Consider the following 25,246-nt stretch of genomic DNA (forward strand, 5'->3'; position numbering starts at 1 on the left):
AGCCCCCCCCCCCCCCTCCCCCCCCCCCCCCCCCCCCCCCCCTCCCCCCCCCCCTCCCCCCCCCCCCCCCCCCCCCCCCCCACGGCCGTCTCCGTGCGGTCCTCGGCTAGCCGATCAGGCGGGAGCCGACGGAGCGCCGCATGGCGCGGGACTTGCGCAGGTCGTGGGTGACGTTGACCCGCTTGAGCCAGCGGTCGGTGCCGTCGTAGCGGGCCTGGAAGGCGCTCCGGCTGTGCACCACCCGGTGGTTGTTCATGAAGACGCAGCTGCCGGCCTCGAGCGGGCAGTCGGTCAGGCCGGCGTACAGCAGCTCCGTCACCGCCGCGAGGGCCCGTCCGGCTTCGGGATCCTCCGCGGGCGCCGACATGTGCGTCGCGTCGAAGCACAGCAGGGGGGCGGACCGGGAGCCGGTCAGCACGGGCACCGGGTCGAGCCCGTCGATGAGGCGGGCGATGTTCTCGAAGACCAGCCGGTCCTCGTCGGTGCGCACGGTGTTGTTCTCCGGCAGGTGCGACTTGTCGGGGACGATGCGGAACCGGCTCTGGAACAGGACGTCGAGGACGTCCTGCGGCAGCACCGAGAAATCCGCCTCCGCGACCGTCACCGGCACGGCGTCCGGATTGCGCAGCGCCGACAGGATGATGTAGTCGGCGCGGTAGGGGTGGAAGGCGTCCTCCGTGTGCAGGGTCAGCGGGGTCTTGCTGCCCGTGCCGAGCAGCTCGTGCTCGTACTGGCGTATCGGGAACACGTCGTTGACCAGGTGGCCGTCCTGCTGGGTGGCCCAGCCGAACGGTTCGCCGAGCAGCGAGCCGTAGAGGAGGACGAGGATCTCCTCGGGCAGTTCGTGGTGGATCCGGGTCTCGTCCTTCCAGTGCGCGGGTGTGGGTCCGATGCGCTCGTCGTCCACGAGGTGGCCGGTGACCGCGCAGAAGCCGCGCGCCTGGTCGAGGGCGAAGGCGCGCAGGAAGCGCCTCACCCGGACCGGCAGTTCACCGGCGAGCAGGGGCAGCTCCTGGAGCAGCCGTTCGTCGTCGGCGGCGCGGTGGCGTGCGGCCAGGCGCAGGGTCAGTTCGGACACCTGCCGGGCCTCGGCCGCGGTCAGCCGCAGCTCCGTCCCGGTCCTGGGCTCGATGGACGTCGTCATGGTCGATCTCCTCGTGTACGGGGGCGAAGGGTCAGGCGTCGAACCGGAAGCCGCCGAAGGCCCGGTGCGCGGGGGCCGTCTCGGGTTCGGGTTCGGCGGGGTCCCGCAGGAGCCGCGCCAGTTCCTCGCCGAGCCGCCGGGCCATCCGCTCGGCGGTGTCGGCGGCGTAGCGCTCGGTGTCGTACTGGAGCCACAGCCGCAGGCCGTCCGCGCGTTCCACGAACTGGAACGACAACTCGAACATGCCGGCGCGCTGGGGGATCGGCCCGCCGCGCAGGGCGATCCCGTCCGGCGGGCAGGGACCGGTGTCGATGCGGGGGTACAGGGCCACCCATACGTCGAAGAACGGCGGCCGTCCGGGGGTTCGGGGCGGGGCGAGCTCCGCCACGAGCGTGTCGAAGGGCACGTCGCTGTGGTCCACGGCGTCCACCGTGCGCTGCGCCACCTGCTCGACGAGGTCGTCGGCCGAAATCCCCTCCCGGACCTCCAGCCGCAGCGGCACGGTCGCGACGTGGAAGCCGACCGCGTCGTTCGCGCCGAGCCGGGCCCGCCGGTCCACGGGGGTGCCCAGGCAGATGTCGGTGCTGCCGGTGATGCCCGCCAGGGTACGGGCGACGGCGGCGGCCAGCGGGACGAAGGCGCCCGCGTGGTGGCGCCGGCCCAGCCGGGTCAGCCGGCGCACCTCGGCCGGGCCGATCTCCCGGACCGCCAGGGCGGTGGTCCGTCCGGCCCGCTCCTTGCGCGGGCCGCGCACCGGCAGGGGCAGCGGCGCCGGCGGGGGGAGGAGCAGGCCGCGCCAGTGGTCGAGGGCGGCCGCATGGCCGGTCGAGGGGTGAGGGGGCCGGTCCCCGGGCGGCTCGACGGCGGCCGGGTCCCCGTAGGCCGCCACGAGCTGGGTGGCGAGGATCTCCAGGCTGCGTCCGTCGCACACCAGGTGGTCGGCGAGCAGCAGGAGGGACCACCGGCCGTCGGGGCGCAGGAACAGGGTGGTCCGGGTGAGCGGGCCGGTCGACGGGTCGAACGGCACCGCGAGGCGCTCGTCCACGAGCGCGTCGATCGCGTCGGAACGGGGGCCGGCCGGGTCCTGTCCGCGCAGGTCCACGACCTCCAGCGGTGGCACGTCGTCGGTGACCACCGCCCTCGGTTCGCCCTGGGCCTCGACGAAGACGGTCCGCAGGGCGGGGTGGCGCCGTGCCAGATGCGCCCACGCGGCCGCGAGCCGGTCGGCGTCCACGGCACCCTCGCCGTCCAGCAGGCAGGGGACCGTGTAGGCCCCGAAGTCGCCTTCCGCCCGCTGCCGTTCCAGCCACAACCACCGCGTGGCCTCGGACACCTCGGCTCCCGGCAGCTCGGCGGCGGCCCGCCGGCGCGGGGCGGGCGGCCCGGGGGGCGGGCCGGCGGGCGGCCCGGCGGTCTCCATGGCCCCGGGGAGGAGCTCGGCCAGCCGGGCCGCGAGCAGGGCGGGGGTGGCGGCGTCGAAGACGTCCCGTACGCGGACCCGCACGCCGAAGGCGCCTTCGACGGCCACGGCGAGGTCCAGCGCCGACAGGCTGTGCCCGCCGGCGACGAAGAAGTCGGTGTCCTCGGCGACCTCCTCCACTTCGAGTGCCGTGGCGAACAGCTCGCACAGCCGCCGTGCCAGGTCGGGCCCGGCCGCGGTCGTCTCGTCCCGGTGCCCGAGGGCGGTGTCAGAAGTCATAGCGGGTGTCGCTCCAAACAGAGCCGGGTGCGGACGGCTCCGGGGTCGGGGGCACGGTCGGTGACGGGAGGAAGGGAGGCGGTACGGGCCGGCCGGTGGCCAAGGTGCCCAGCACCGCGGCGATGTGGTCGGCGTAGGCGCCGGCCTCCCTCTCGTCGAGCAGGTGGTCGTCGTAGGTGAGGTCGAGGTGCAGGGTGTCGCCCTTGACGCTGGCGTACAGCCACAGGTCACTGGTGGCCGGCAGGTCGTCCGCCGGCAGGTCCTCCACCACGTGGTTCTCGGGGCCGAGGCCCGCGTTCTCCCAGCTGACACCGAGGTCGAGCAGCAGGCTCCGGCCCGGCGCCGCCCGCAGCGCCAGCCGCTGCGCCAGCACGTCGAACGGCAGGCGGGAGTTCTCGTAGGACTCGAGGATCCCGATCTGGACCAGGGGCAGCAGCTCGCGCCCGCTCACCGCGTCGTCCAGCGCGATCCGCAGGGGCACCGCGTTGGCCAGGTAGCCGATCAGCGCGTCGGCCTCGGGCCGGTGGCGCAGACCCGCGGCGAAGCCGACCACGAGGTCGGTGGCCCGGGTGTGCTGGTGCACGGTGAGCGCGAACGCGGTGACCACCTGCGCGAACGGGGTCGCGGGGGCGCCGTCGAGCACGTCCGCGGGCAGCGACCGGTGGACCTGCCCGGTCCGGCCCCGGCGGCCCCGGCGGCGGGCCGGGTCCACCGGATCGGGCCCCTCGGGCACACCGTCGAGCCGCTCCCGCCAGAACTGAAGCTGCTGCTCCGCCTCGGGCCCGGCCAGCCACTCCTGCTCCTCGCGGACCCAGTCCCGGTAGGTGTAGGGAAGGGCGGGCAGCCGGGGCGGTTCCCCCGCGACGGCCTGCTCGTAGGCGGTGAACAGGTCGTCCAGCAGCACCTCGACGCTCGCGCCGTCGTAGATCAAGTGGTGCGCGGTGACGGTGAGCAGGTCACCTCCGGCGGGTCCCGTGAGCAGCCGCACGTCGAACAGCGGCGCCTTGTCGAGACAGAAGCCGACCCGCCGGGCGTCGCGCAGAGCGGCGGCGACCTCCGGGCCCGCGGGGTCCGCGCCGGGCAGGTCGACGACGACGAGCGGGGGCCCGTCGGGCAGCCGGTCCAGCACGGTCAGCCGCGCGTCCGTCCCCTGCGGCAGGACCTGCGCGCGCAGCATGTCCTGGCGCTCGACGACGGCACCGAGGGCGCTGCGGAGCGCGCCGGCGTCGATCCGGCGGCCAAGCCGTACCAGGTCGGAGATGACGAAGGTGTCCGAGCCCGCCCATCGCGAGGTCAGCCAGACGCGGCGCTGCGCCCGGGACAGCGGCACGGATCCGCTGGGTGCGGGCGGCTCGCCGGGCACGGGTGGCTCCACGGCCGGGTTTCCCTCCGCGGCCGGGTCCCCCTCCGCCGTAGTGTCAGCCGGCGGCCCTTCCAGTGCGGCGGTCAGCGTGGCCACGGTCTGGAAGGTGAAGACGGTGCGGACCCCCGCGTGCAGGGCGTGCGCGATGCGGGCGGCGGCCAGGCTGTGGCCGCCCAGTTCGAACAGGTTGGCGTCCGGGTCCGTGACGGGACGACCCAGAACCTGGGTCCACACGTCGGCGACGCGCTGCTCGGCCGAGGTCAGCGGCCGTGCGGTGGTGGGGCCCTCCGCTGCGGCCAGGGCCTCGTCGGGTGCGGGCAGTGCCCGGCGGTCGAGCTTGCCGCCGGCCGCCACCGGGAGGGAGGGCAGGCGGACGAAGGCCGCGGGCATCATGTAGGCGGGCAGGCGCTCCGCGAGGTGCCGGCGCAGCGCCGCCGGATCCGCCTCACCGACCACGTACGCGACGAGCCGCGGTTCGGCGCCGGTCGTCGGGAGCACGGCGGCGCTGCGCAGACCGGGGGCTTCGGCGAGGACCGCGGCCACCTCGTTCGGCTCCACCCGGTTGCCCCGGATCTTGAGCTGGTCGTCGGCCCGCCCCAGGTACTCCAGGCGCCCGTCGGGCAGCCGGCGGGCCAGGTCGCCGGTGCGGTACATGCGCTCGCCGGGGCGTACCGGGCTGGTCACGAAGCGGGCCGAGGTCAGCTCCGCGTCGCCGAGGTAGCCGCGGGCCAGGCCCGCCCCGCCGATACACAGTTCGCCCGGCGCCCCCAGCGGGACCAGGCGGCCCTGCGTGTCGAGCAGGTCCACCCACTTGCCGGGCAGCGGGCGGCCGATCGAGGCGTCCCCGGAAGCCGTCCCCGACCGCGGCTGCGGCGCGCCGGGCCCGCCCGTCGCGTCCACCGGCTCCACCGTGGTCACCACACTGTCCTCGGCCGGCCCGTACTCGTTGAACAGCCGAACACCGGGCAGGAGTTCGGCGTGCCGGGCGGCGAGCGCCCGGGTCACCCGCTCCCCGCCGAGCACGACCTCGCGCACCTCGCGGAACGCCGGGCCGACCTCGTCGAGCAGCATCTGGTACAGGCTGGGCACGCACAGCACGTGGCGGATCGGGTGCCGGCGCACGACCGCGGCCACCTCCTGCGGTGTGAGCAGCTGCTCCCGGGTGACGATCACCATCGGCGCGCCCGAGCCCAGCGCGCTGAACACGTCGGCGATACCGGCGTCGGCGTGGATCGGGTCGACCTGGAGGACCGCCCCCTCGGCATCGAGGCCGTAGTGGTCGATGCGGAACCGGACGGAGTTGACGATGCCGCGGTGCTCGACCATGACGCCCTTGGGCGTGCCGGTGGAACCGGAGGTGTACACGACGTACGCGAGGTCGCCGGGGGCGGCGGGGTCGGCGGGGCGGAGCCGGCCGGGTTCGTGCGGGACCGGAGCGCTCTCGTGCGCGGCGCCGACGGTCACCGCGGGCAGCCCTTCGGCGGCCACGGCCGGCGTGAACTCCGCCGAGGTGACGGCGGCGACCGCACCGCTGTCGCGCAGCACCCGCGCGAGCCGGGCCGGTGACTGCTCCGGATCGAGGGGGAGGAACGCCGAACCGGTCTTCAGGACGGCGAGCAGCGCGACCGGCATCCACTCCGAGCGCTCGCACAGCACCGCCACCACGCGGTCGGGTCCCGTCGGCGCCACCGCGGCGATCCGGGCGGCCACGGCGTCGGCCCGGCGGTCCAGTTCGCGATAGGTCAGGGCGGTCTCGCCGCAGACGACGGCCCGGCCATCGGGCGTGCGCCGCACCTGCGCCCGTACGAGGTCCAGGAGGGTGCCCGCGGCCTGCGCGGCGCAAGCGCTCGGCCCGGTGCCCGCCGCGATGAGCGCGGCGCGCTGCGCGTCGGGCAGCAGGGGGGCCGCCCCGACGGGGGCGTCGGGGGCGTGGGCCAGGGCGGTCAGGAGGTGGTCGAGCTGGTCGGCGAGCCGGTGCGCGGTCCCGGCGTCCAGCACGTCCTCGCGGTAGGTGATCGCCACCTCGATCGGGCGGTCCGGACCGGGTTCCCCGAAGGCGAAGGAGAGGTCGAACCCCTCCGCGCCGCTGTCCAGTGCGATGTGCTCGGCCGCGGGGCCCTCCTCGGAGCCCAGCGGGTCCGTTCCCGAGACGGAGGCCTCCACCAGCACGTCGAAGAGCGGATGGCGGCCCGCGATCCGTTCGCGCCCGAGCGCCTCCACGAGGTCCTCGAAGGGATACTCCTCGTGCGCGCGGACCTCCTGCGCGTGCCGCGCCACCGCCGCGACCGCGTCGGTGAATCCGAGTTCCGGCGCGATCGGCGTGCGCAGGGCCACCGTGTTGACGAACAGTCCGACGGAGTCGGCCAGTTCAGGACGGTCACGGCCCGAGACGACGGTGCCGAGCACGATGTCCCCGGCCCCGGTCCAGCGCAGCAGGAGGACCCGGACGGCGGCGACCATCGCCGTGAACGAGGTGGTGCCGAGCTCGCGGCACAGGTCCTGCACCGACCGGCTGGTGTCCTGGTCGAGCGTCAGCCGGACGGTTCCCGCGGTGGAACGCCGCTCCGTCGGCCGGTGGCGGTCGAGCGGCAGGTCCACGCTCGGCGCGCCGTCCAGGGTGCGCCGCCAGAACGCGGCGCTGTGCTCGTCGGCCGGGCGGGCGTGCTCCGCCAGCGCGTACGCACCGTACTGGAGGGGATCCGCCGCCTGCGGCCTGCCGTACAGGAACCGCTGGAGGTCGCGCAGGATCACCGCGAACGACCAGCCGTCGCAGACGCTGTGGTGGACGCCGAGCAGGAGCGTGCCGCCGGGTCGGGCGTCCTCGACGATCCAGTGGGCGCGCAGTAGGGGGCCCTCGGCCGGGTCGAACACGTGGCGCTGCTCCGCGTCGGCGATGTGCCGCAGCAGGCGGGCGGCGCCCTCGTGCTCCACCCGGTGGACCCGCAGTGCGGGCCGGGCCCGGTCGGGGGACAGCACGACCTGGCGCAGGCCCCCGGGGTCGGCGCGGAACACCGTGCGCAGGGCCTGGTGCCTGCGTACCGTCCGCTCCAGCGCGTCCGCCACGTCGGCCGGCGCGTGCGGGCCGGACAGCCGGAACGCCTCCACCATGTTGTACGGGCGGACCTCCCCGCCCTCGTACTGTTCGAGGAACCACATCCGGCGCTGGGCCTTGCTCGCGGGGAGCGGGTCCGGCGTCTCGGGCCACGGTGCCCGTGCGGCCGGGGCCGTGGAGTCCTCGGCGGCGGCGCGGCGCAGCAGCGATCCGAGTCCCGCGGGCGTACGGGCGGTGAACACGTCGCGGACGGTGATCGCACCGCCGCCGGCGGCCGCGCTGAGCCGGCCCGCGAGGACGGCGGCGGTCAGGCTGTGGCCGCCGGCCGCGAACAGGTCCTCGTCCCCGGAACGCGGCGCGGAGCCGAGCACGTCGGTCCAGATCCCGGCGGCGGTGCGGTCGGCTGCGTCGTCGGGCTGCCACACCTGTCCGTCCAGGTGCGCGACGCGGTCCAGGATGGCCGGGCGGTCGATCTTGCCGTGCAGGGTGACGGGCAGTTCGTCGAGCCGCAGGATGCGGGCCGGAACCATGTAACCGGGCAGGCGCAGCTCCAGCGTGCGGCGTACGTCGGCCGGTTCGAGATCCTGGTCCGAGGTGTAGACGGCCACGACGGCCGGCGGCCCCGAGGGGGCGGTGAACGGCAGGACCGTGGCAGCGGTGACGCCCGCGACGGAGCTGAGGGCCGCCTCCACCTCGCCGAGCTCGACCCGGTTGCCGTGGATCTGGATCTGGTTGTCCCGGCGGCCCAGGAAGACCAGTTCCCCCCGGTGGTTCCAGCGGCCGAAGTCGCCGGTGCGGAACACCCGGACGCCGGGATGCGCGGGGAGCTCGCAGAACCTGCCCGGTCCGGCCGGTTCGTCATCGGCGTAGCCGCGGGCCACGCCGGGGCCCAGCACGTGGATCTCACCGGGGACGCCGGGCGGTGCGTGGTCCCCGTGCGGGGTGAGGACCAGCACGCCGAAGCCCTCGGTGGGCCTGCCGACCGGGACCGCGGTCAACTCCGGGAAGGCGGATCCCGGACTGGTGAAGGTGGTCGCCTCGATGGTGGCCTCGGTGGGCCCGTAGAGGTTGCCGAACGTGCCCACGCGCAGCCGGTCGGCCAGCCGGGGCAGCAGCCCCGCCGGGATCTCGTCGCCGCCCAGCAGGCAGATGCGGACGTCCTCGGCGGCTCCTGCGGGCAGGCCCTCCGCCATCACGGCGAGCAGGGAGGGCACGCAGTTGAGGACGTTCACGCCCAGGCGCCGCGTGGCCGCCCAGAACTCCGCGGGCGAGAGCGTCTGCGGCGAGCCCATGACCACCACGCAGCCGCCCGCGGCGAGCGTCGTGAAGATCTGGTAGGTCAGGGCGTCGGAGGTCACCGCCGACAGCAGGGCGCACCGGCTCTCCTCGTCGAAACCGAGGAGCCGTCCCGAGGCGAGGACCTTGTGGGCGAGCTGACGGTGGGTGAGCGCCACCGGACGGGGCAGGCCGGTCGATCCGGAGGTGAAGAAGAGGACGGCTTCGTCGTCGGGGTCGGGGTCGGGGCCGGGCCCGCTCCGCCCGCCCTGCGCGCCCTGTGCGCCCTGTGCGCCCTGCCCGTCCGGCTCGGCCGGGGTGGTCAGGGCCCGCGGCGACACCACGGGTATGTCCACGTGTCCGGGCAGTCGCTCCGCCGCCGAGATCACGCAGGCGGCCCCGCTCAGGCGCAGCTGGCGGGCGATCCGTTCGGTCGGGTGCGAGGGGTCGAGGGGGACCATCGAGGCACCGGCCCGCAGCACCGCCAGTACCGCAACCACCAGTTCGGGGCTCTTGGGCAGCAGCAGGGCGACCCGGTCGCCCGGTTTGACGCCGTGGTCGAGGGTGAGCGAGCGGGCGGCGCGCGCGGAGCGCTGCGCCAGCTCCCGGTGGGTCCACGCCACCGCGCCGTCGGACACCGCCTCGCGCTCCGCGCAGCGGTCGGCGGCGGCGTCGACGATGCCGGTGAGGGTGGCGTCGGCGAAGTCGGCCGGCACGGGCAGGCCCGACCACCGCTCCAGTTCGGCGCGCTGTGCGGGGCCGAGGACGTCCAGTTCGGTGACCGGCCTGCGCGGTGCCCGGCCCAGTTCCGCGAGGGCGGCCGCCGTGCACCGCACCAGCGCCGCCGCGGCCACCGGAGGCTCGCCGGCCGTGTCGGCGGTCAGCGTGAGCCGGCCGCCTGTCCGGCGCAGGGTCAGGCAGAGGTCCACCGGCTGGAGCAGCGCGCCGCCCGCCTCCTCGAACACGACGCCGAGCCGGCCGAGGGCGCTGCCCACGGGCACTCCGGCGAACCGCAGCCGGGAGGCGATCTCCTCCCGGTCGGACCAGGCGAGGGGCAGGGCGGATTCGAGTTCGCTGTGCAGCGCCGTCAGGAAGGTGGAAGCCGGAGCCTCGCGGTCGAGGGGAGCGCAGAGCGCGAGTTCACGGGGCGCCGGGGCCGCGCCGGTGCCGGTGTGCGTACCGGTGGGCGTACCGGTGTCCGTGCCGGTGGGCGTACCCGCTCCGGGCCTCTCGGCGGGGACCGGTCGGGGCACCAGGACCACGTGCCGGGAGTCCTCGTCGAGCGCGGACAGGGCGAGCCGGGCGGCCGCGACGGTCAGCAGCAGCAGCCCGGTCGCATCCCCGCCCGTCAGGGCGTCCAGCCGCTCGGTGACCGCGGGTTCGAGGACGCACCGCGGGGTGTCCGCGTCAAGGGAGACGACATCCAGGAACGGAACCGCGCGGGCTGCCGCCAACCGGGCGAGCCAGGATTCACTCAGGGCATTGTCACTCAGCATTTTGTACGCTCACCCAATACCTTCGATGGTTCTATGGAACATGACGGCACTCAAGATCCTGCGCAAGGAAAATGTGCCTTGTCAATCACGAATCCGATGCCCAGAGCCAGCCATTGCCCTCCCTTCCGCAGGTCGTTATGATTGCCGATCATCGGAGACCGGCACCACGGTGCACTCATCAACCGACGGGATCTCGCATGCTCAAGTCGCAAAGGCTCGCCACGCTTCCGATCGATTCCTACGACATAGCCGAAGAACTGGCGATCATCGATGCGAACGATGCCGGGGGCGAATATGACGCGTTTTCTTTCGGCTCCTGGTCCGCACATGTGCTCGCGAATTCCGAAGGCAACGCCTCGGACACCGCATTCCGGCCTTACGACGGCCAGCTCACCCTCACTGACCTGGGTAGGAAGCTGCCCGGGATCATGTCACTCGTGACCGACAACTTCCCCCTGGAAAGGCTCCAGTGGGTTCGCATATTCGGTCTCAGTGACGGAATCCTCGCACCGCACGTCGATTTTCTTGAATTCTCCGAACCGGGTACCCGCCTCCAGATCCCCCTCCGTACGGACGAGGATTCCCTGCATTCCGAGAACGACATCGTCTACCACCTCCGGCGCGGTGAGGTATGGAAAATACACACCACGGTCCCGCACTCCGCACGGAGCATTTCGCGACAGCCCAGGCTGTCTCTGTGCCTTGATTTCGCAGACGCTGAAACCCCCATCGCCATAAAGAACGACATCCGGTCGGAGCTGCCCGTCCGCATCATGTCGCGCCCTGCGGTGTCGGACGCCGACATCGCGGAACTGCTGGACTCCGCGGCCTATATGAACGCCACCAACATGCGCGCCTCCTTCCGGAAGTTCGCCGCGGTGCACTTCACGCGCCGGGCCGATGCGACGGCGGCGTTCGACTGGTTCGTCGAAGCCGCCGTGCGCACCGGGGACGACGCCCTGGTCGCGAAGGCCGAGGCGTTCCGTACGTACTGCATCGAGAAGCGCGGCTACCGCGAGGCGTTCGCGTGGTGAGGCACCAGGGACAGGGGGCGCGCCCCCTGTCCCGGCAGCGCCTTGCGGTCGAGCTTGCCGTTGGGTGAGACGGGCAGCCCGTCCACCAGCCACCAGCGCACCGGCACCATGTAGTCGGGCAGGACCGCGAGCAGCGCCCGGCGCAGTTCCGGGGCCGGCGGCGGATCGCCGGTGAGAGCGGCGTGCAGCTCCACCGCCCCGTCGGCCCGCACCACCGGGAACGCCGCGGCGTCCTTGACCCCGGCGAAGTCCGCGAGGCGCGCCTCCACCTCGCGCGGTTCCAAGGCATTGCCCCTAACCTTGATCAGGTCGTCCATCCGGCCCAGCAACTGGAGCGTCTGGTCGGCCCGCCACACCCCCCGGTCCCGGGTGCGGTACAGCCGCTTGCCCGGCCGGAACGGATCGGGCACGAACGCGGCGCGCGTCAGCTCGGGATCGGTGTAGCCCAGGGCCACCCCGGCGCCGCCGATGTACACCTCCCCGACCTCCCCGTCGGGCACCGGCACGCCCTGCTCGTCCAGCAGGCGGACGTAGGTGTTCCACACCAGCGACCCGACGGGCGGCCGCGGTTCGAGGTTGCCGGCCGCCGCGTTCATCGAGTGGCTGGCCACCATGTGGTTCTCGGCCGGACCGTAGTGGTTGTGCAGCGTGATCTCCGGCCGGCGGGTCAGCAGTTCCTGCAGCGCCTCCGTGACACGGACCGTCTCGCCCGCGCTGATGATGTGGCGCAGGTCCGCGGCGTGCTCGAAGTTCGTCGGCAGCGACATGACCACGTCGATGAGCGACTGGGGGAAGTCCACGACCTCGATGCGCTCGTCGATGACGAAGTCGACCAGGTCCCGCGGATCGCGCCGCACATGCGGCTCCGGCACGTGCAGGCACCCGCCCGAGGCGAGGGTGTGGAACACCTCCTGCACCGACACGTCGAAGGTCAGCGGTGCCACCTGCAGGACGCGCCGCCCGCGCCCCAGGCCCGAGCCGTCCACCTGCCAGGAGATGAAGTTGGCCAGGCAGCGGTGGCTCTGGACGATGCCCTTGGGAGCGCCGGTGGAACCGGAGGAGAAGATGACGTAGGCGGGATCCTCCGGCGCCGGCACGTGGCGGACCGCTTCGGGCGCCGCACCGCCCGCCGGATCCGGTGCCACCAGGCCGGCCAGAGGTGTCGTCCGGGTCCCGGGCGCACCGGTGCCCACCATCGCCGGATCGGCCAGGACCAGCAGGGCCGCGCTGCTCGCCCGCAGGATCTGCTCGACGCGCTCGGGCGGGTAGGTCGTGTCCACCGGCAGGTAGGCGGCTCCGGCCCGCAGCGTGCCGAGGACCGCCGCGGTGAAGTCGGCTCCCGCCCGCGCGGCGATCAGCACCGTGTCGCCGCGCCCGATGCCGAAATCGCGCCGGAGCCGGCCGGCGGCGGAGTCCGCGAGGCGGTCGAGTTCCGCGTAGGTGACCTCCCGGCCCGGCTCGCGCACCGCGGGCGCCCCCGGATGCGCGGCCACCTCGCGGTCGATCAGCTCCAGGACCGAGGACACGCCGGTGTCCACCACCGGGCCGGCGTGCCCCGGGGGAGCGGTCGCCGCGGTCACCGCCGTACCCCCTGCCGCGCCTCCCAGGACCGGGTGACCGGCTCCGGCAGGAACGAGTAGGGGTCCTGCGGGTCGTCGGCGGTCGCCTCGACGGCGATGCGGTGACCGACGCCGAGGTCGCGGGCGAGCTCCTCGAACACCTCGACCATGACCAGGTCCTGGAGCGCCAGACCCGTCGAGTCGTACACGGTTCTCACCGGGGACAGCCTGCGGTGGGCGTCCGGGTCGAGGAGGACCTCCGCGAGCGAGGGCCCGATCTCCTCGGCGGTGAGCTGCTGGCAGTCGCCCTCGGCCCGCGCCTGCGCGACGTGGTCCGGTACGACGACCGCGCTGCGCAGCAGGTCCAGCGGCAGCTCGGTCTTCCCCGGCATGTCCGAGCCGATGGTGTTGATGTGCACCCACGGCTTCAGGCCGGTCCCCTTGATGACCGGACCCGCGTACGGGGCCACCGAGGTGGCGGTGCACAGTACGTCGGCCCGCTCCTCCACCTCCGCCAGCGGCGCGACCCGCACGGCCCCGGCGGGCAGCCGCGACCTGGCCGCGAAGGAGTTCTCCGCGCGCACGTCCTCGTCGCAGACCAGGATCTCGGAGAACGAGAACACCCGCGACAGCGCGTGCAGTTGGGTCACCGCCTGTGCGCCGCAGCCCACGAGGCCGAGGACCGCGGAGTCCGGACGCGCCAGCACCCGGCTGGCCAGTGCGGAGGCCGCGCCCGTGCGGACGGCGGTGGCGAAGGTCCCGTCGACGACCGTCCGGAGGTGGCCGCTGTCCGCGTCGAAGGCGCACAGGGTGGACAGGATGGTGGGCAGCTGGTTCTTGGCCGGGTTGTGCGGGTTGTAGCCGACCATCTTCATGGACACCGTGGCGCCGTGCCGCAGCGCGGGCATCCACTCCAGCAGGCCCAGATGGGGTGTCTCGATGAGGAACCCGTCCCGCTGCTTCATCTCCACCGGCGCGTCGCTGCCGGTGGCGAGAACGGTTTCCAGACGGGCGATCGTCAGATCGTAGAGGTGCCCCAGTCCCACCTTCGAGACGATGGTGGCGATGGCTTCGGCGTCGACTATGAGCGTGCGCTCGGCGTGCAAGACTCTCTCCTGGCGCTCAGTGTGCGGGCTGGTCCGAAGAAGGTGAGGGAACGGCGGATCTGGAGGGGTCCGAGGAGGCGGCGGGTCCGCGCCCGTGCCACGACTCCCACAGCCCCGCGTACGCGCCGCCCGCCGAGACGAGCTCGTCGTGGGCCCCCTGCTCGGTGATGCGTCCGGCCTCCATCACGAGCACCCGGTCCGCGTCATGGGCGGTGTGCAGCCGGTGGGCGATGGCGATGACGGTGCGCCCCCGCAGCACGCCGGCGAGCGACCGCTCGAGGTCGCGGGCGGCCCGGGGGTCGAGCAGCGAGGTCGCCTCGTCGAGCACGAGGGTGTGCGGGTCGGCCAGGACGAGCCGTGCGAGGGCCAGTTGCTGTGCCTGGCCGGGCGACAGCGGGTTCTCGTCGGTGCCCAGTTCGGTGTCCAGGCCGTGCGGCAGGGCCGTGACCCAGTCCCCGGCGGCCACGGCCGCCAGGGCCGCCGTCACCTGCTCGTCCGTCGCGTCCGGCGCGGCGAGCGCGACGTTCTCGCGCACGGTGCCGAGGAACACGTGGTGCTCCTGGGTGACCAGGGCGACGTGCCGGCGCAGTTCCTCCAGCGGCAGCTCGTGGACCGGCACTCCGCCCAGCGTGACCGACCCGGTCCGCGGCTCTTCAATGCCCGCCAGGATTCGGCCGAGGGTCGACTTGCCGGCCCCCGAGGGGCCGACGATCGCGAGGCGCTCACCGGCTCCGACGCTCAAAGTGACGTCCTCGACCACGTCGTGACCGGGTCGGTAGGCGTAGGCCACGCCCTCCGCGGCCAGCCGGTCGCCTGCGGGCCGCCGACCGGAGTCGCCCTCCGGTCCCGCCCCCGAACCGACGCCGATCAGGCGGGCCAGCGAGGCGTCGCCGACCTGCAACTCGTCCAACCAGCCCAGGAGTTCGTCCAGCGGGTCGATCACGGCCCGGGTGTAGAGCGTCGCCGCGGTCACCTCGGCCAGACTCACCCAGCCCTCGATGTAGAACAGGCCGCCGAACAGCAGCGTGGCCGCCACCGGCAGCACGTAGCCGAAGTCCATCAGCGGGAACCAGACACTGCGCAGGAACAGCGTGCGCCGCTCCGCGCCGTTCGCACGCTCGACGTCCTCGTCGGTACGGCGGACCCGGGCGGCGGACCGGTGCAGCGCCTCCACGGTCCGCGCGCCGGTCACCGTCTCGGACAGGCCCTGGGCGAGATCGGAATAGGTGGCCGCCTCGGCCAAGTACGCCTCGCGGGCCCGCCTGAGGTACCAGCGGGTCGACCAGACGATGAGCGGGACGGCGATCAGGCACGGCAGGACCATGATCGGGCTGGTGACGACCAGCGCCACCAGCGTGAGCCCCACCGAGAGGCTCGCCACCAGGATGGACGGCGCGCCCATGCGCACGGCGTTGGACAGCGCGTCCACGTCGCGGGTGCTGCGGGTCAGCAGGTCGCCGGCCCCGGCCTTCTCCACCGTGTGCAGGGGCAGGGTCAGGACCCGCCGCACGAAGCCCTCGCGGATGTCGGCGAGCACCAGCTCACCGAGCCGGGCCCCCTGGAGTCGGGCCGTACGGGTGAACACGCCCTGGAGCAGCAGGAGTCCGGCGATCATCGCCACGGTGATGTCCACCTGGTCGGCGGTGATGCCCTTCTCCACCTCCCCGACCAGGCGGCCCAGCAGGGCGGGCACGACCAGACCGCAGACCGTGGCGAGGACGAACCACAGCACGGTGCGGGTCAGCAGGCCGGTATGGCTGCGCACCAGGCCCCGTACGTGACGGCGGACCGTCTTCGCGTCGGCTACCGGAAGACTCACTGGGCACTCCTTGGAAGGCGGCTGTCGGAAGGACGGAGGACGGTGGCGGTCACGTCTCCTCCCGCATGACGGCGGCGGCGTACTGGGGCGCGGCAGTGGCCAGATTCCGGTGCGTACCGGTCACGACGACCTTGCCGTCCTCCACGTAGGCGACGTCGTCCGCCCGGTCCAGCAGCAGCGGGCTGTTGCTCACGACCACCGTCGTGAGCCCGGCCCGGGACGCGTGGAGCCGTTCGGCGATCACCGATTCGGTGTGCGCGTCCACGGCACTGGTCGGATCCACCAGCACGAGGACCGCGGGCCGCGCCGCGAGCGCGCGCGCCAGTCGGAGCCGCTGCTGCTGGCCGCCCGAGAAGGCCGATCCCCCTTCGGTGACGACGGTGTCCAGCCCGTCGGGCAGGGCCTCCACGATGTCCTCGGCGTTGGCGGCGTGCAGGGCCTCGGCCCGCACCCGGTCCGTACGTCCGCCGAGGTCCTCGGCCAGGACACCGGAGAAGAGGGTGTCGTCGTTCCGGACCACCATGACGAGCTCGCGCACCTGCTCCAGCGGCAGCGCGTCCAGCAGGGCGCCGCCGACGGTCACCTGACCCGGGGCGTAGCGCCCGAGCCGCTCGGCGATCTCGGCGCCCTCCTCCGCGGTGGCGGCGGCGACGGCGGTCATCCGCCCGGGACGGACCCGCAGGCCCGAGTCGGCGTCGTACAGGTCGGGCGCCTCGGGCAGATCGGCGCGGGCACCGCCGGAGCCGGCCTCGGGCTCGAGGGCCAGCACCCGCACGACACGCTGCGCCGCCACGTCGGCGCCGACGAACGACTGCACCGCCGACGTCGCCGTGCGCATCGGCAGCATGAGGAACGCCGCGTACCCGTAGGCCGCGACGAGTTCACCGGCGGAGAGGCCGCCGCCGGCGGCGAGGCGCGCACCGATCCAGACGACCGCCACCACGAAGATGCCGGGGAGCAGCACCTCGGCGGCGGGCAGCACCGATTCGACCTTCGCCACGTGGACACCTGCCTGCCGCAGCCGCTGCGAGTCCTTGCGGTAGCGCTCACCGAACGCGGCCTCCCCGCCGATGCCGCGCAGCACGCGCAGGCCGGCCACGATGTCGCCGGCCCGGTTCGTCAGGTCGCCCTGCAGGTCGCGGTAGCTGCCGATGCGCTTGTGCAGCGGGCTGAGCAGCGGGCCCGTGCCCGCGAGCAGGACGGGGACGCCGATGAGCACGAGCAGGCCGAGGGTGACCGAGGTGGAGAGCAGCACCACGGCGACGAGCACGACGGTGACCGCGCTGCCGATGCCGCGGGCGACGGCCCCCGGCAGGGCGCCGATGCGGGTGATGTCGGCGGTGCCGACGGCCACGACCTCGCCGGCGGAGATCCGCTGGGGCAGGGTCGCGCCCAGCCGGACCGCTTGCGCGGCCACGAGGCGGAAGGTCAGGTAGTTGGCCTTGAGCCGGCCGATCGTGTCACAGCGGTGGCGCAGGACGCTGCCGGCGGTGGTCACCAGCGCCAGCCCGACGATGACGCCGGTCCAGAGCAGCAGCCGGTCGGTGTCCTGCTCCGACATGGCGTCGATGGCCCGGCCGATGGCGAAGGGGGTCAGGCCCATGCTGGCCATCCACAGACAGCCCCACAGGACCCCGAGGAGCAGTGTGCTCGACTGCCGGCCGATCAGCCATCGAAGGTAGCTCCGGGGTGACCGGATGTCCGGATCCCCCAGTTCGGGCAGCGGATTGTTGCTTGGCAATGCGAATCCTTCGGGGTCGTCCCGTCCCGGCGGGCCGGGAGGGCGGGGGTTGAGGGGTACGGAGCGGTCCTGAGGGCCGCCGGCGGCGCCGGGCCGGCGGGCGTCCCCCGTCAGCCGTGCGGTGGCAGCAGACCGAGGACGAACGCCCTCAGTTCGGCGGTCACGCGCGGGGGATCGGCGTGGTGGTAGAAGTGGTCTCCGGGGAAGGTCCGCACGGCGCCGGCGGCGGCGCGGGCGGACCAGGCGGGCCACCGCCGGATGTGGTCGTCCGTCACGCCTTCGTCGTCCCGCCCCCGCCATGCGCCGATCGGGCAGGGCAGGGCCGTGTCCTCCTCGGGCGGCACGTAGGAGTCGCACAGCGCGGTGTCGGCGCGCAGGGGGCGCGCCACCGCGGCGGCCAGCCTGCTGTTGGCGGCCACGGCCGCGGGCACGGCGCCGTCCGCGACCAGCGCGTCGACGAGTTCTCCGTCGGTCAGCCGGGCCGTGTCGGAGGGCTCGCCCTGCTCGTCCGGGGCCCGGCACGCCGAGGCGACGAACCCGCTGGGCCAACGATCGTGCTCCCTGCCGAGGACGCGGGACAGCTCGTACCCCACCAGTGCGCCCATGCTGTGGCCGAACACGACGTAGGGCAGGTGCAGTCGGTCCGCGAGCGCGGGCGCCAGTTCGTCGAGCACCTGCGTCATGCCGGTCACCGGCTCCTCGCGCCACCGGTTCTCCCGGCCGGGCAGCTGTACGGCCAGCAGGGCGATGTCCGGGCCGAGGAGCCCCTGCCAGGTGCGGAACTGGAAGGCACCGGAACCCGCGTGGGGCAGGCACACCAGCTGCGCCTTCGCCTCGCGTGGCGGGTCCCACTCCACCAGGGGCTCCGGCCTCACAGCCGCCCCCGCACGTCGTCGGCGGTGTGTGCTCCGCGGGCGGGTCCCGGCATCACGCGCGTTCCGGCCGCGCGTGCGCGAGCACGGACGCAGGCCCTCGGTGCGGCAACGGCCGGGCTACGGCGTGCCCGTGGACGCGGCGCTTCTGAATGGAGGCACACTGTTTCCCTTGTCAGTCGAAGGTGGCGTTCGGCGGTCGTCGCGAACGGTCCGTGCTCGGCGGCCGGAAATGACGTGGGCGGTGGACGCGGCATGAGGAGTCGGGGGAACTGGTCGTCAGGTACCCGTCGTGGAGCGTTGCTCCCTTTTTCCGGATACACGGCCCCCTGCTTAGTTGCCGACATTCCTATCACGGCACGGACGTGGAATGTCAACGGATGAATCGCGCCTCTCCTCGTATGCGGCGGCACCGCGGCGGCCCTTTCCACGGGCCACTCCGCCCAAGCCTTTATGAGCCCGGTCGAGTCTGCCTCGAATCCCGCTTCCGGTCGGCTGGAAGGCGTATCGAATAGGCCGTCCAGGCGCCCGGATCAGGGGAGTTGTGCGGTTCGTCACGTCGTTCACCCCGAGCGGCCCGTGATTCACTGGCGAGGAATTGACGGGTCGAGAGGTCAGTCGGTCCGGAGCCTGATTTCGGCGAGGAAGTCCCGGCCCGACGAGGCGTACCTCTGGCCGGTCGGCGAGCAAGGAGACCCCGATGCCGCCGAAAGCAGCAGGAATCCGGAACCCTGCCCCTGACGGGGGTGCGGGACGAACGCGCGAAGGCTTCGTGGCGATACAGCGCAACGGGGCCGAGGGGGTGTTGCATGGCGCAGGACAAGCGTGGCGTAGCCGTGGTCTCGGGCGCGTCGTCGGGATTCGGCCGGAGAATTGCACAGGTGCTGTGCCGGCGGGGCTACCTGGTCGTGGCCTTGGCCCGCAGGGCGGACCGCCTGAAGCTCCTGGCGGAGGAGGACCTCACCGGAGCGATCCTGCCGGTCGTCGCCGATGTCCGCGACCGGGAAGCGCTGGCCCGCGCATTCGACGAACTGCCCGTGGAATTCCGCGACATCTCCGTCCTCGTCAACAACGCCGGCCTCTCGCGGGGCTTCGGGCCGCTGCAGTCGGGCAGCGACGAGCACTGGCGCGAGATGATCGACACCAACATCTCCGGACTGCTGAACCTCAGCGGCCTGGTCCTTCCCCGGCTCGTCTCGCGCGGCTCCGGGCACGTCGTCAACATCGGTTCGATCGCCGCCCAGTACCCCTACATGGGCGGCAACGTCTACGCCGCCACCAAGGCATTCGTCCACCAGCTGTCGCTGAACATGCGCGTCGACCTCCAGGGAACGGGCGTCAGGGTGAGCTGCGTGGCACCGGGAATGGCGAAGACCGAGTTCGCCAAGGTCCGCTACGACGGGGACGAGGAGTGCGCCGACGCGCTCTACCGGGACATCGAGCCGCTCACCGCGGACGACGTGGCCGAGGCGGTGGCCTGGTGCCTCTCGCAGCCCGCCCGCGTCAACGTCAACATGATCGAGCTGATGCCGGCCGAGCAGCACTTCGGTCTCGGCTTCGCCGCCAGCCGCCCCGCCCCGCCCGGTGGTGCGGACGGTGCCTGACTCCGTGCTGACCGCTTCCCGGCCGACGACCGCACCGGGCGCGGTCCTCGCCGGGCCCGCGCGCCCCGAGGACGCGGAACGGATCGCCCTGCTCTCCGCCCCCTTCGTCGAGCAGGGCCTGCTGGTCGCCCGGTCGACGGCCGAACTCGGGGCCGCGTGCCAGGACTTCGTCGTCGCGCGCGCGGGGGACCGGCTGGTCGGCTGCGCCGGGCTGGCCCCGTCCGGCGGCAGCCTGGTCCTCTACAACCTGTGCATCGCCGTCGACTGGCAGGGCCGGGGGATCGGCCGCCACCTGGTCGCCCTGGCCGAGAGCATCGGCAGGGACCGGGGCTACGGCTGCCTGCTGGCCCTGACCAGGCACGGCGGGGAGTGGTTCGCGAACCTGGGGTTCTCGCACGTCCCCCCGAGCGAGACCCGCGAGGAATGGCGCACGCTCTTCCGCCCGGGCCGGGGATCCAGCCTCTACCGGCTGGCACTCGCACCCGAGCAGTCCCGAGACCTGAGCACGCCTCCGTGCCGACTCAAGCAGACCGAGGAGTAACACAGTTGATAATCTGCGGGTTGAAACTCACGCATGACGGCGCCGTCGCCCTGCTCGACGGGGACCGCCTGGTGTTCAGTGTCGAGATGGAGAAGCTGGGGAACGGCCTGCGCTACAGCACCGTTTCGGACTTCAGCCTGATCCCCGGAGTGCTCGCCGACTTCGGCTACAAGCCGCAGGACGTCGACCAGTGGGTCGTCGACGGCTGGGACGGCGACGTCTCCGGAACGGTCTCCCTCCTCGACCAGGGCGTGCCCACGCAGATCGCGGTCGGTCCCTACCGGGAGTCGGCGGCCTGCCCGGCGCTCGACTCGCCCAGCGTCTCGGGCACCTTCCCGATGGACGGGCAGCTCTACCCCTACACCAGTTATCCGCACGCGGCGGGACACGTGGCCAGCGCCTACGCCTCCAGCCCCTTCGCCCGGCGCGGCGAAGCCTCCTTCGTCCTGGTCTGGGACGGCGGGCTCTTCCCCCGTCTCTACTGGGTGGACCCGCGCGACGGCGTGGAGAACCTGGGCGAGCTCTTCCCGCTCCTCGGGCACGCCTACGCCATCGCGGGGCACCACTTCGGTCCCTTCCGCAAAACCGTCCAGTCACCGACCGTCGACGACCTCTCCGTCGCCGGCAAGCTCATGGCGTACATCGCGCTGGGCGAGGTGGACGAGAACGTCGTCGCGGTGCTGCGCGAGGAGTTCCACCGGGTCTTCGAGAGCGACGAGCCGGCCGCGGTCGAGTACCGCGCGACGGTCGGCGGGTACGGCAGCCTCTTCGAGCGCTCCGTGCCCCCCGTGCACGCGTTCTTCTCCGCGGTCCGCGCCCGGGTCTCGCAGCACGGGACCAGCGACGAGGACGTCCTGGCCAGCGTGCACGCCTTCTTCGAGGCCCTGCTGGTCGAACGGATCACCGCCAAGGTCCGCGCCGCCAAGGGCGAAGGCCCGTGGAACCTGTGCTTCGCCGGCGGCTGCGCGCTCAACATCAAGTGGAACAGCGCGCTGCGCGAGGCGCCGGACTTCCGTGACGTATGGGTCCCGCCGTTCCCCAACGACTCCGGTTCCGCGATCGGAGCGGCCGTTCTCGGCCGGGCGCAGCAGGACGGCCTGGCGCCGCTCGTGTGGAACCCCCGGCTGGGGCCGGAGCTGGCCCCCTCGCCCCAGCTGCCCGCCGGCTGGACCGCCTCCCCGTGCGCTCCGGAGGAACTCGCCGCGATCCTCCACGAGTCCGGGGAGCCCGTGGTGGTCCTGCACGGCCGGGCCGAGCTCGGCCCCCGCGCGCTCGGCGGCCGGAGCATCCTCGCGGCCCCGGTCAGCGCGTCGATGAAGGACGAGCTGAACCGCGTCAAGGACCGCGAACCTTACCGGCCCGTCGCCCCCATCTGCCTCGAGGCTGAGGCACCGGAGATCTTCGCCCCGGGCACGCCCGACCCCCACATGCTCTTCGACCACGAGGTGCGGGCGCCCTGGGTGGACCGGATCCCCGCGGTCATCCACCTGGACGGCACCGCGCGGCTCCAGACGGTCGGCCCGGACGACGACGGCCTGCTCTTCACCGTCCTGACCGCCTACCACCGGCTCAGCGGCGTCCCCGTGCTGTGCAACACCAGCGCCAACCTCAACGGGCACGGCTTCTTCCCGGACGTGGCCTCGGCCGCCGCCTGGGGCCGGGTCGCGCGGATCTGGAGCGACGGGACGCTGTACCGGCGGACCGACGGCTGAGTGACGGCGTGACACCGGAGGAACACCCCGACCCGACAGCCCGGGCGGTGGCCGAGACGCTCGTCGCCCGCCTGCCCCGGATCAGGGCACTGCACGGGCGGACGGTGGTCGTGGTGGCCGGCCACGCGGTGCTCGCCGACGACAAGCTGCGGCACGCCTTCTGCGGTGACATCGGGTTCCTGCGGTACAGCGGGGTGAGGGTCGTCGTGGTCCACGACGGCGGCCCCCACCTCCCCGCATGGCTGGACGACGGTCCCGCGGCACTGCGCACCCACACCGCCGGACACGTGCAGCGGGGACTGGTGGGCGGCCTCAACGACCACACGACGCTGGCGGTCGGCCTCACCGGTGAGGACGGCCGCATGCTGGTGGTGGACGGGGGAGGGGGCGTGACGGTCGACCCGGGGGTGCTCCGGGTGTTCCTCGACAGCGGCCGGATCCCGGTGGTGTCGAGCATCGCCTACGGCGAGGACGGCGGCATCCGCCACCTCGCCGCGGCGCCGGCCGCGATCGCCCTCGCCTCGGCCCTCGGGGCCGCCCTGGTGCTCCCCGCCGGGGCGGGAGCCGGAGCCGGAGCCGCGGAAGCGCCGTCCGCGACCTTTGTCGACATGTCGGTTCCGCACGCCGTGCTGACGCACCTGCACCGCCTCTGACGCCGACGGCGCCACTCGGCGGCGGCGACACGCGCCGGTACGCCGCGCGCGCCGGGTTCAGCCCCCGCTCGTGCGACGCAGCAGCAGGGTGACGAAGCCGAGGGTGCCCCGGTAGCCGTGCAGCCAGGCCGCGCGGTGTGCGGCCGCCGCCTCGAGGGCCTGGGCGTGGTCCGGGTGCTCCGGGTGGTCGAGGGCCCAGCGGGTGAGCGAACCGGTCCAGGACCACTCGTAGTCGTCCCACTCCCGCGCGGTGCTGACGTGCCCGTGGAGCGGCACCCAGCCGGCGGCCGTGACGAGGTCGACCGTCGTCGCGAGGTCGGCGTGCTCGTCGGCGGCGAAACCGGCGTCGAGGGTCCTGCGGTCGGGGGCGCGTTCCCAGAAGCACGCGCCGAGCAGGACGCTCCCGCCCGGAGAGAGGTGGCCGCCGGCGGCCTTGAGGGTGGGCAGCAGGCCGCCGAAGGCGTGCTCGGCGCCGATGCCGAGCACCAGGCCGTACCGGTGCGGCGAATGGAACGCGGCCGCGTCCTCGGCGTGGAAGGAGATCCGGTCGCCGAGCCCCGCCTCCTCCGCGGCGCGCCGTGCGGCGCTGATGGCCCCCGCGTCGTTGTCGACGCCGTCGGCCCGCAGGTCGGGGCGGGCGGCCAGCGCGCGCGTCAGCCAGGTGCCCGATCCGCACCCGAGGTCGAGCAGTCGGGCGCCCGCGCCCGGCAGGGCGCGCTCCAGCAGCGTCGTGACGGAGCCGTCGCTCAGCGGTGCGGCGACGGGGTGGTCGGTGTGGGCGAGGGAGCTGATCTGTCGGCGGTCCATGGAGCCACCCTGCCTCCCCACCCGCCCCGCGGTCCGCGCATCGCCCCGACGCGTTCCCCCGGCAACCCGATCGTGTGGCCGGACTCCTCCCCACCGTGCCCGGCGCCGCGTGGGCGGGCCCGGGCCGCCGTGCGCGGGTGCGCGTCAGTGGTAGGAGATGGTGACTTCGGTGAACCCCAGGGAGCGCAGCAGGTTTTCGAGTACCGCGGTGGTGTTGAGCTCGGCACGCCGGGTGAGGCCGCCGGCCTCGGCCGCCTCGTCGATGCGCCGCACCGCGACCTGCTGTACGGCCTGCTCGCCCCCCGGATTGTCCGAGAAGAAGTCCCCGAGCCGGTCGAGCAGTCCGCGCTGCTTGGACACCGCGTACGAGCGCGCCGGATCCAGCGTCGCGGTGCCGAGCGTGGCGTGCGGCAGGCGCAGGGTCGCCGTCGTCCGGTCGGCGTCGACCGTCACGGCGCGCTGGTCGAGACCGCCCAGCTCGACGTAGGCCGAGACGGAGCCGGCGCCGACGTAGAGGGTGCGGGTGCCGCGGATGCCGTCCGGGAGGTAGGGGGCGTCCTGTTCGAGGTCCACCACGACCTGGTAGTCGCCCGCCGCGCCTTCGAGCCGGCTCATGTCGCGCAGGGCCTTGAGCACGGCCGGACCCGTCCGGTCGTGGGTGCGCGTGCCGAAGAGCCCGTCCAGGCCGGGCAGCGGGAGGAACCGGACCGCGAGGACGAGGAGGGCGGCCGTGACGAGGAGCGCGACGGCACTCCGGCCGGCCGTCCGGCGCCACCGCCCCGGGGCGGCTTCCTTCTCCGTGGTGTTCATGTCCAGCGGATTCCCCGTCAGTTCAAGGTCACCCGTGCGGGCTTGCCGGAAGCGGGTACACGGCCCTCCACGGCAGAAGCGGTAACGGAGGGAGAGCGGTCCATGGACCTACGCGGGAAACTCGCCGCAGTGAGTCGGACGAGGCGGGACAAGGGGACGGAGCGGGCGGAACCGGCGAGGCGGACGCGACCAGTGGGATGGACGGAACAGGCGGCGGGGACGGAACCGGTGGGGCCGGCGGGGCCCGTGGGGCACACGCAGCCGACCGATCCGGTGCCGGAGGCCGCCCCGGTGGGCGGACCCCCCGCCCGCCCGGTACTGCGGGCCCTCGCGATGCTCGCCGCCTTCGCCGGGACGGTGCTGTTCAGCCTGGTCCTGGCGCGCGTCACCCTGGAGCCCTCGGCCGCCTCGACCGCACTCGTGCACAGCAACACCCAACCCGGCGCCTCCATCCGCCTGTACCTCGACGGCATGTCCGTCACCGAGGCCGTCAAACAGCTCGGCGGCAACGTCCTGCTGGGCGTTCCCTTCGGGGTGCTCCTGCCGGTCCTGCTCCCGCAGGCGCGCGGGCTGGTCCGGGTGGCGGTGGTGACGGCCGTCGTGATGACGCTGGTCGAACTGACCCAGGGGGCCCTGGTCACCGGACGCGCCTTCGACGTGGACGACGTCATCCTCAACACCGCGGGCGCGCTGCTGGGCTACCTCCTCCTCGGCCGCCGGATGGGACGGGCCGTCCATCCGCGCCGCCGCCACTGGTGGCACCGCCTGACCCGGCGCGGCGACCGCGCCCCGGCCCGTGCGCCGGAGGCCGTGGCGCCGCCGGTCCGGTAGGGCGGGGGCGGACATGGGTGTGGGGGGGGGGGGGGGGGGGGGGGGGGAAACCCACCCCCACCCGCAAGAGGGCCCCTTGTCCACCCACCACAGCAAAACCACCCTCTCCTCTTTTGTTTGTAGTGCGC

Annotated in this window: 16 protein-coding genes; 6 read left to right on the forward strand and 10 right to left on the reverse strand. The window is 73.6% G+C overall.

Features of this window, described 5'->3' with window-relative positions; genetic code table 11:
* Window positions 1-106: 106 nt before the first annotated feature.
* From gntD to AC07FY_RS05630, 3 genes are read right to left on the reverse strand one after another with little or no spacing between them, the layout of a single operon-like run.
* Window positions 107-1,144, reverse strand: a complete 1,038-nt coding sequence (gene gntD, locus AC07FY_RS05620; RefSeq protein WP_479000827.1) for a guanitoxin biosynthesis L-enduracididine beta-hydroxylase GntD — start codon at window positions 1,142-1,144, stop codon at window positions 107-109.
* A gap of 31 nt (window positions 1,145-1,175) precedes the next feature.
* Window positions 1,176-2,843 carry a condensation domain-containing protein gene (locus AC07FY_RS05625; protein WP_479000830.1) on the reverse strand — a complete coding sequence of 556 codons (1,668 nt, stop codon included), beginning with the start codon at window positions 2,841-2,843 and terminating at the stop codon, window positions 1,176-1,178.
* Complete coding sequence (locus AC07FY_RS05630; RefSeq protein ID WP_479000833.1) at window positions 2,833-10,029, reverse strand: amino acid adenylation domain-containing protein; 7,197 nt, start codon at window positions 10,027-10,029, stop codon at window positions 2,833-2,835. The genes AC07FY_RS05625 and AC07FY_RS05630 overlap by 11 nt, the downstream gene beginning before the upstream one ends.
* A gap of 197 nt (window positions 10,030-10,226) precedes the next feature.
* Here AC07FY_RS05630 and AC07FY_RS05635 point away from each other — a divergent pair, with 197 nt between their 5' ends.
* Complete coding sequence (locus tag AC07FY_RS05635; RefSeq protein WP_479000836.1) at window positions 10,227-11,063, forward strand: putative nonproteinogenic amino acid hydroxylase; 837 nt, start codon at window positions 10,227-10,229, stop codon at window positions 11,061-11,063.
* Here AC07FY_RS05635 and AC07FY_RS05640 read toward each other — a convergent pair.
* From AC07FY_RS05640 to AC07FY_RS05660, 5 genes are all read right to left on the reverse strand, one after another.
* On the reverse strand, window positions 11,039-12,643 hold the full coding sequence (locus tag AC07FY_RS05640; protein ID WP_479000839.1) for an amino acid adenylation domain-containing protein: 1,605 nt from the start codon (window positions 12,641-12,643) through the stop codon (window positions 11,039-11,041). The two genes, AC07FY_RS05635 and AC07FY_RS05640, sit on opposite strands and share 25 nt — an antisense overlap.
* Window positions 12,640-13,728, reverse strand: coding sequence for an ornithine cyclodeaminase family protein (locus AC07FY_RS05645; protein ID WP_479000841.1), 1,089 nt, complete (start codon window positions 13,726-13,728; stop codon window positions 12,640-12,642). The genes AC07FY_RS05640 and AC07FY_RS05645 overlap by 4 nt, the downstream gene beginning before the upstream one ends.
* Before the next feature lie 16 nt (window positions 13,729-13,744).
* Window positions 13,745-15,547: an ABC transporter ATP-binding protein gene (locus tag AC07FY_RS05650; protein ID WP_479000844.1), complete on the reverse strand. Its 1,803-nt coding sequence runs from the start codon at window positions 15,545-15,547 to the stop codon at window positions 13,745-13,747.
* A 49-nt stretch (window positions 15,548-15,596) separates the two neighbouring features.
* Entirely contained in the window at window positions 15,597-17,288 is a 1,692-nt protein-coding gene (locus AC07FY_RS05655; RefSeq protein ID WP_479000847.1) for an ABC transporter transmembrane domain-containing protein, read from the reverse strand.
* Window positions 17,289-17,398: 110 nt separating this feature from the next.
* Window positions 17,399-18,163: a thioesterase II family protein gene (locus AC07FY_RS05660; RefSeq protein ID WP_479000850.1), complete on the reverse strand. Its 765-nt coding sequence runs from the start codon at window positions 18,161-18,163 to the stop codon at window positions 17,399-17,401.
* Window positions 18,164-18,969: 806 nt separating this feature from the next.
* On the opposite strand from AC07FY_RS05660, the gene AC07FY_RS05665 reads away from it, so the two are divergent.
* Genes AC07FY_RS05665 through AC07FY_RS05680 form a run of 4 tightly spaced genes read left to right on the forward strand, consistent with a single transcriptional unit; the run spans window position 18,970 to window position 22,670 of the window.
* Window positions 18,970-19,764 (forward strand): SDR family NAD(P)-dependent oxidoreductase, encoded by a 795-nt coding sequence (locus tag AC07FY_RS05665; protein ID WP_479000852.1) that lies wholly within the window; start codon window positions 18,970-18,972, stop codon window positions 19,762-19,764.
* Complete coding sequence (locus AC07FY_RS05670; protein ID WP_479000855.1) at window positions 19,757-20,305, forward strand: GNAT family N-acetyltransferase; 549 nt, start codon at window positions 19,757-19,759, stop codon at window positions 20,303-20,305. The genes AC07FY_RS05665 and AC07FY_RS05670 overlap by 8 nt, the downstream gene beginning before the upstream one ends.
* Before the next feature lie 20 nt (window positions 20,306-20,325).
* Window positions 20,326-22,017, forward strand: coding sequence for a carbamoyltransferase N-terminal domain-containing protein (locus AC07FY_RS05675; RefSeq protein ID WP_479000858.1), 1,692 nt, complete (start codon window positions 20,326-20,328; stop codon window positions 22,015-22,017).
* An 8-nt stretch (window positions 22,018-22,025) separates the two neighbouring features.
* Window positions 22,026-22,670 (forward strand): amino acid kinase family protein, encoded by a 645-nt coding sequence (locus tag AC07FY_RS05680; protein WP_479000861.1) that lies wholly within the window; start codon window positions 22,026-22,028, stop codon window positions 22,668-22,670.
* A 57-nt stretch (window positions 22,671-22,727) separates the two neighbouring features.
* Here AC07FY_RS05680 and AC07FY_RS05685 read toward each other — a convergent pair whose 3' ends face one another.
* Both AC07FY_RS05685 and AC07FY_RS05690 read right to left on the reverse strand, forming a co-directional pair.
* Complete coding sequence (locus tag AC07FY_RS05685) at window positions 22,728-23,477, reverse strand: SAM-dependent methyltransferase (RefSeq protein WP_479000864.1); 750 nt, start codon at window positions 23,475-23,477, stop codon at window positions 22,728-22,730.
* A gap of 144 nt (window positions 23,478-23,621) precedes the next feature.
* Window positions 23,622-24,287: a DUF4230 domain-containing protein gene (locus AC07FY_RS05690; RefSeq protein ID WP_479000867.1), complete on the reverse strand. Its 666-nt coding sequence runs from the start codon at window positions 24,285-24,287 to the stop codon at window positions 23,622-23,624.
* A gap of 246 nt (window positions 24,288-24,533) precedes the next feature.
* On the opposite strand from AC07FY_RS05690, the gene AC07FY_RS05695 reads away from it, so the two are divergent.
* Window positions 24,534-25,118: a VanZ family protein gene (locus tag AC07FY_RS05695; RefSeq protein WP_479000870.1), complete on the forward strand. Its 585-nt coding sequence runs from the start codon at window positions 24,534-24,536 to the stop codon at window positions 25,116-25,118.
* The last annotated feature ends 128 nt before the right edge of the window (window positions 25,119-25,246 follow it).

This window comes from Streptomyces sp. NPDC045967 (assembly GCF_056430495.1).

Excerpts from the sequence above, each read along its gene's own strand:
- AC07FY_RS05635 (WP_479000836.1), top strand. The coding sequence starts at position 10,227 with ATGCTCAAGTCGCAAAGGCTCGCCACGCTTCCGATCGATTCCTACGAC.
- AC07FY_RS05625 (WP_479000830.1), bottom strand. The coding sequence starts at position 2,843 with ATGACTTCTGACACCGCCCTCGGGCACCGGGACGAGACGACCGCGGCC.
- gntD (WP_479000827.1), bottom strand. The coding sequence starts at position 1,144 with ATGACGACGTCCATCGAGCCCAGGACCGGGACGGAGCTGCGGCTGACC.
- AC07FY_RS05665 (WP_479000852.1), top strand. The coding sequence starts at position 18,970 with ATGGCGCAGGACAAGCGTGGCGTAGCCGTGGTCTCGGGCGCGTCGTCG.
- AC07FY_RS05690 (WP_479000867.1), bottom strand. The coding sequence starts at position 24,287 with ATGAACACCACGGAGAAGGAAGCCGCCCCGGGGCGGTGGCGCCGGACG.
- AC07FY_RS05630 (WP_479000833.1), bottom strand. The coding sequence starts at position 10,029 with ATGCTGAGTGACAATGCCCTGAGTGAATCCTGGCTCGCCCGGTTGGCG.
- AC07FY_RS05685 (WP_479000864.1), bottom strand. The coding sequence starts at position 23,477 with ATGGACCGCCGACAGATCAGCTCCCTCGCCCACACCGACCACCCCGTC.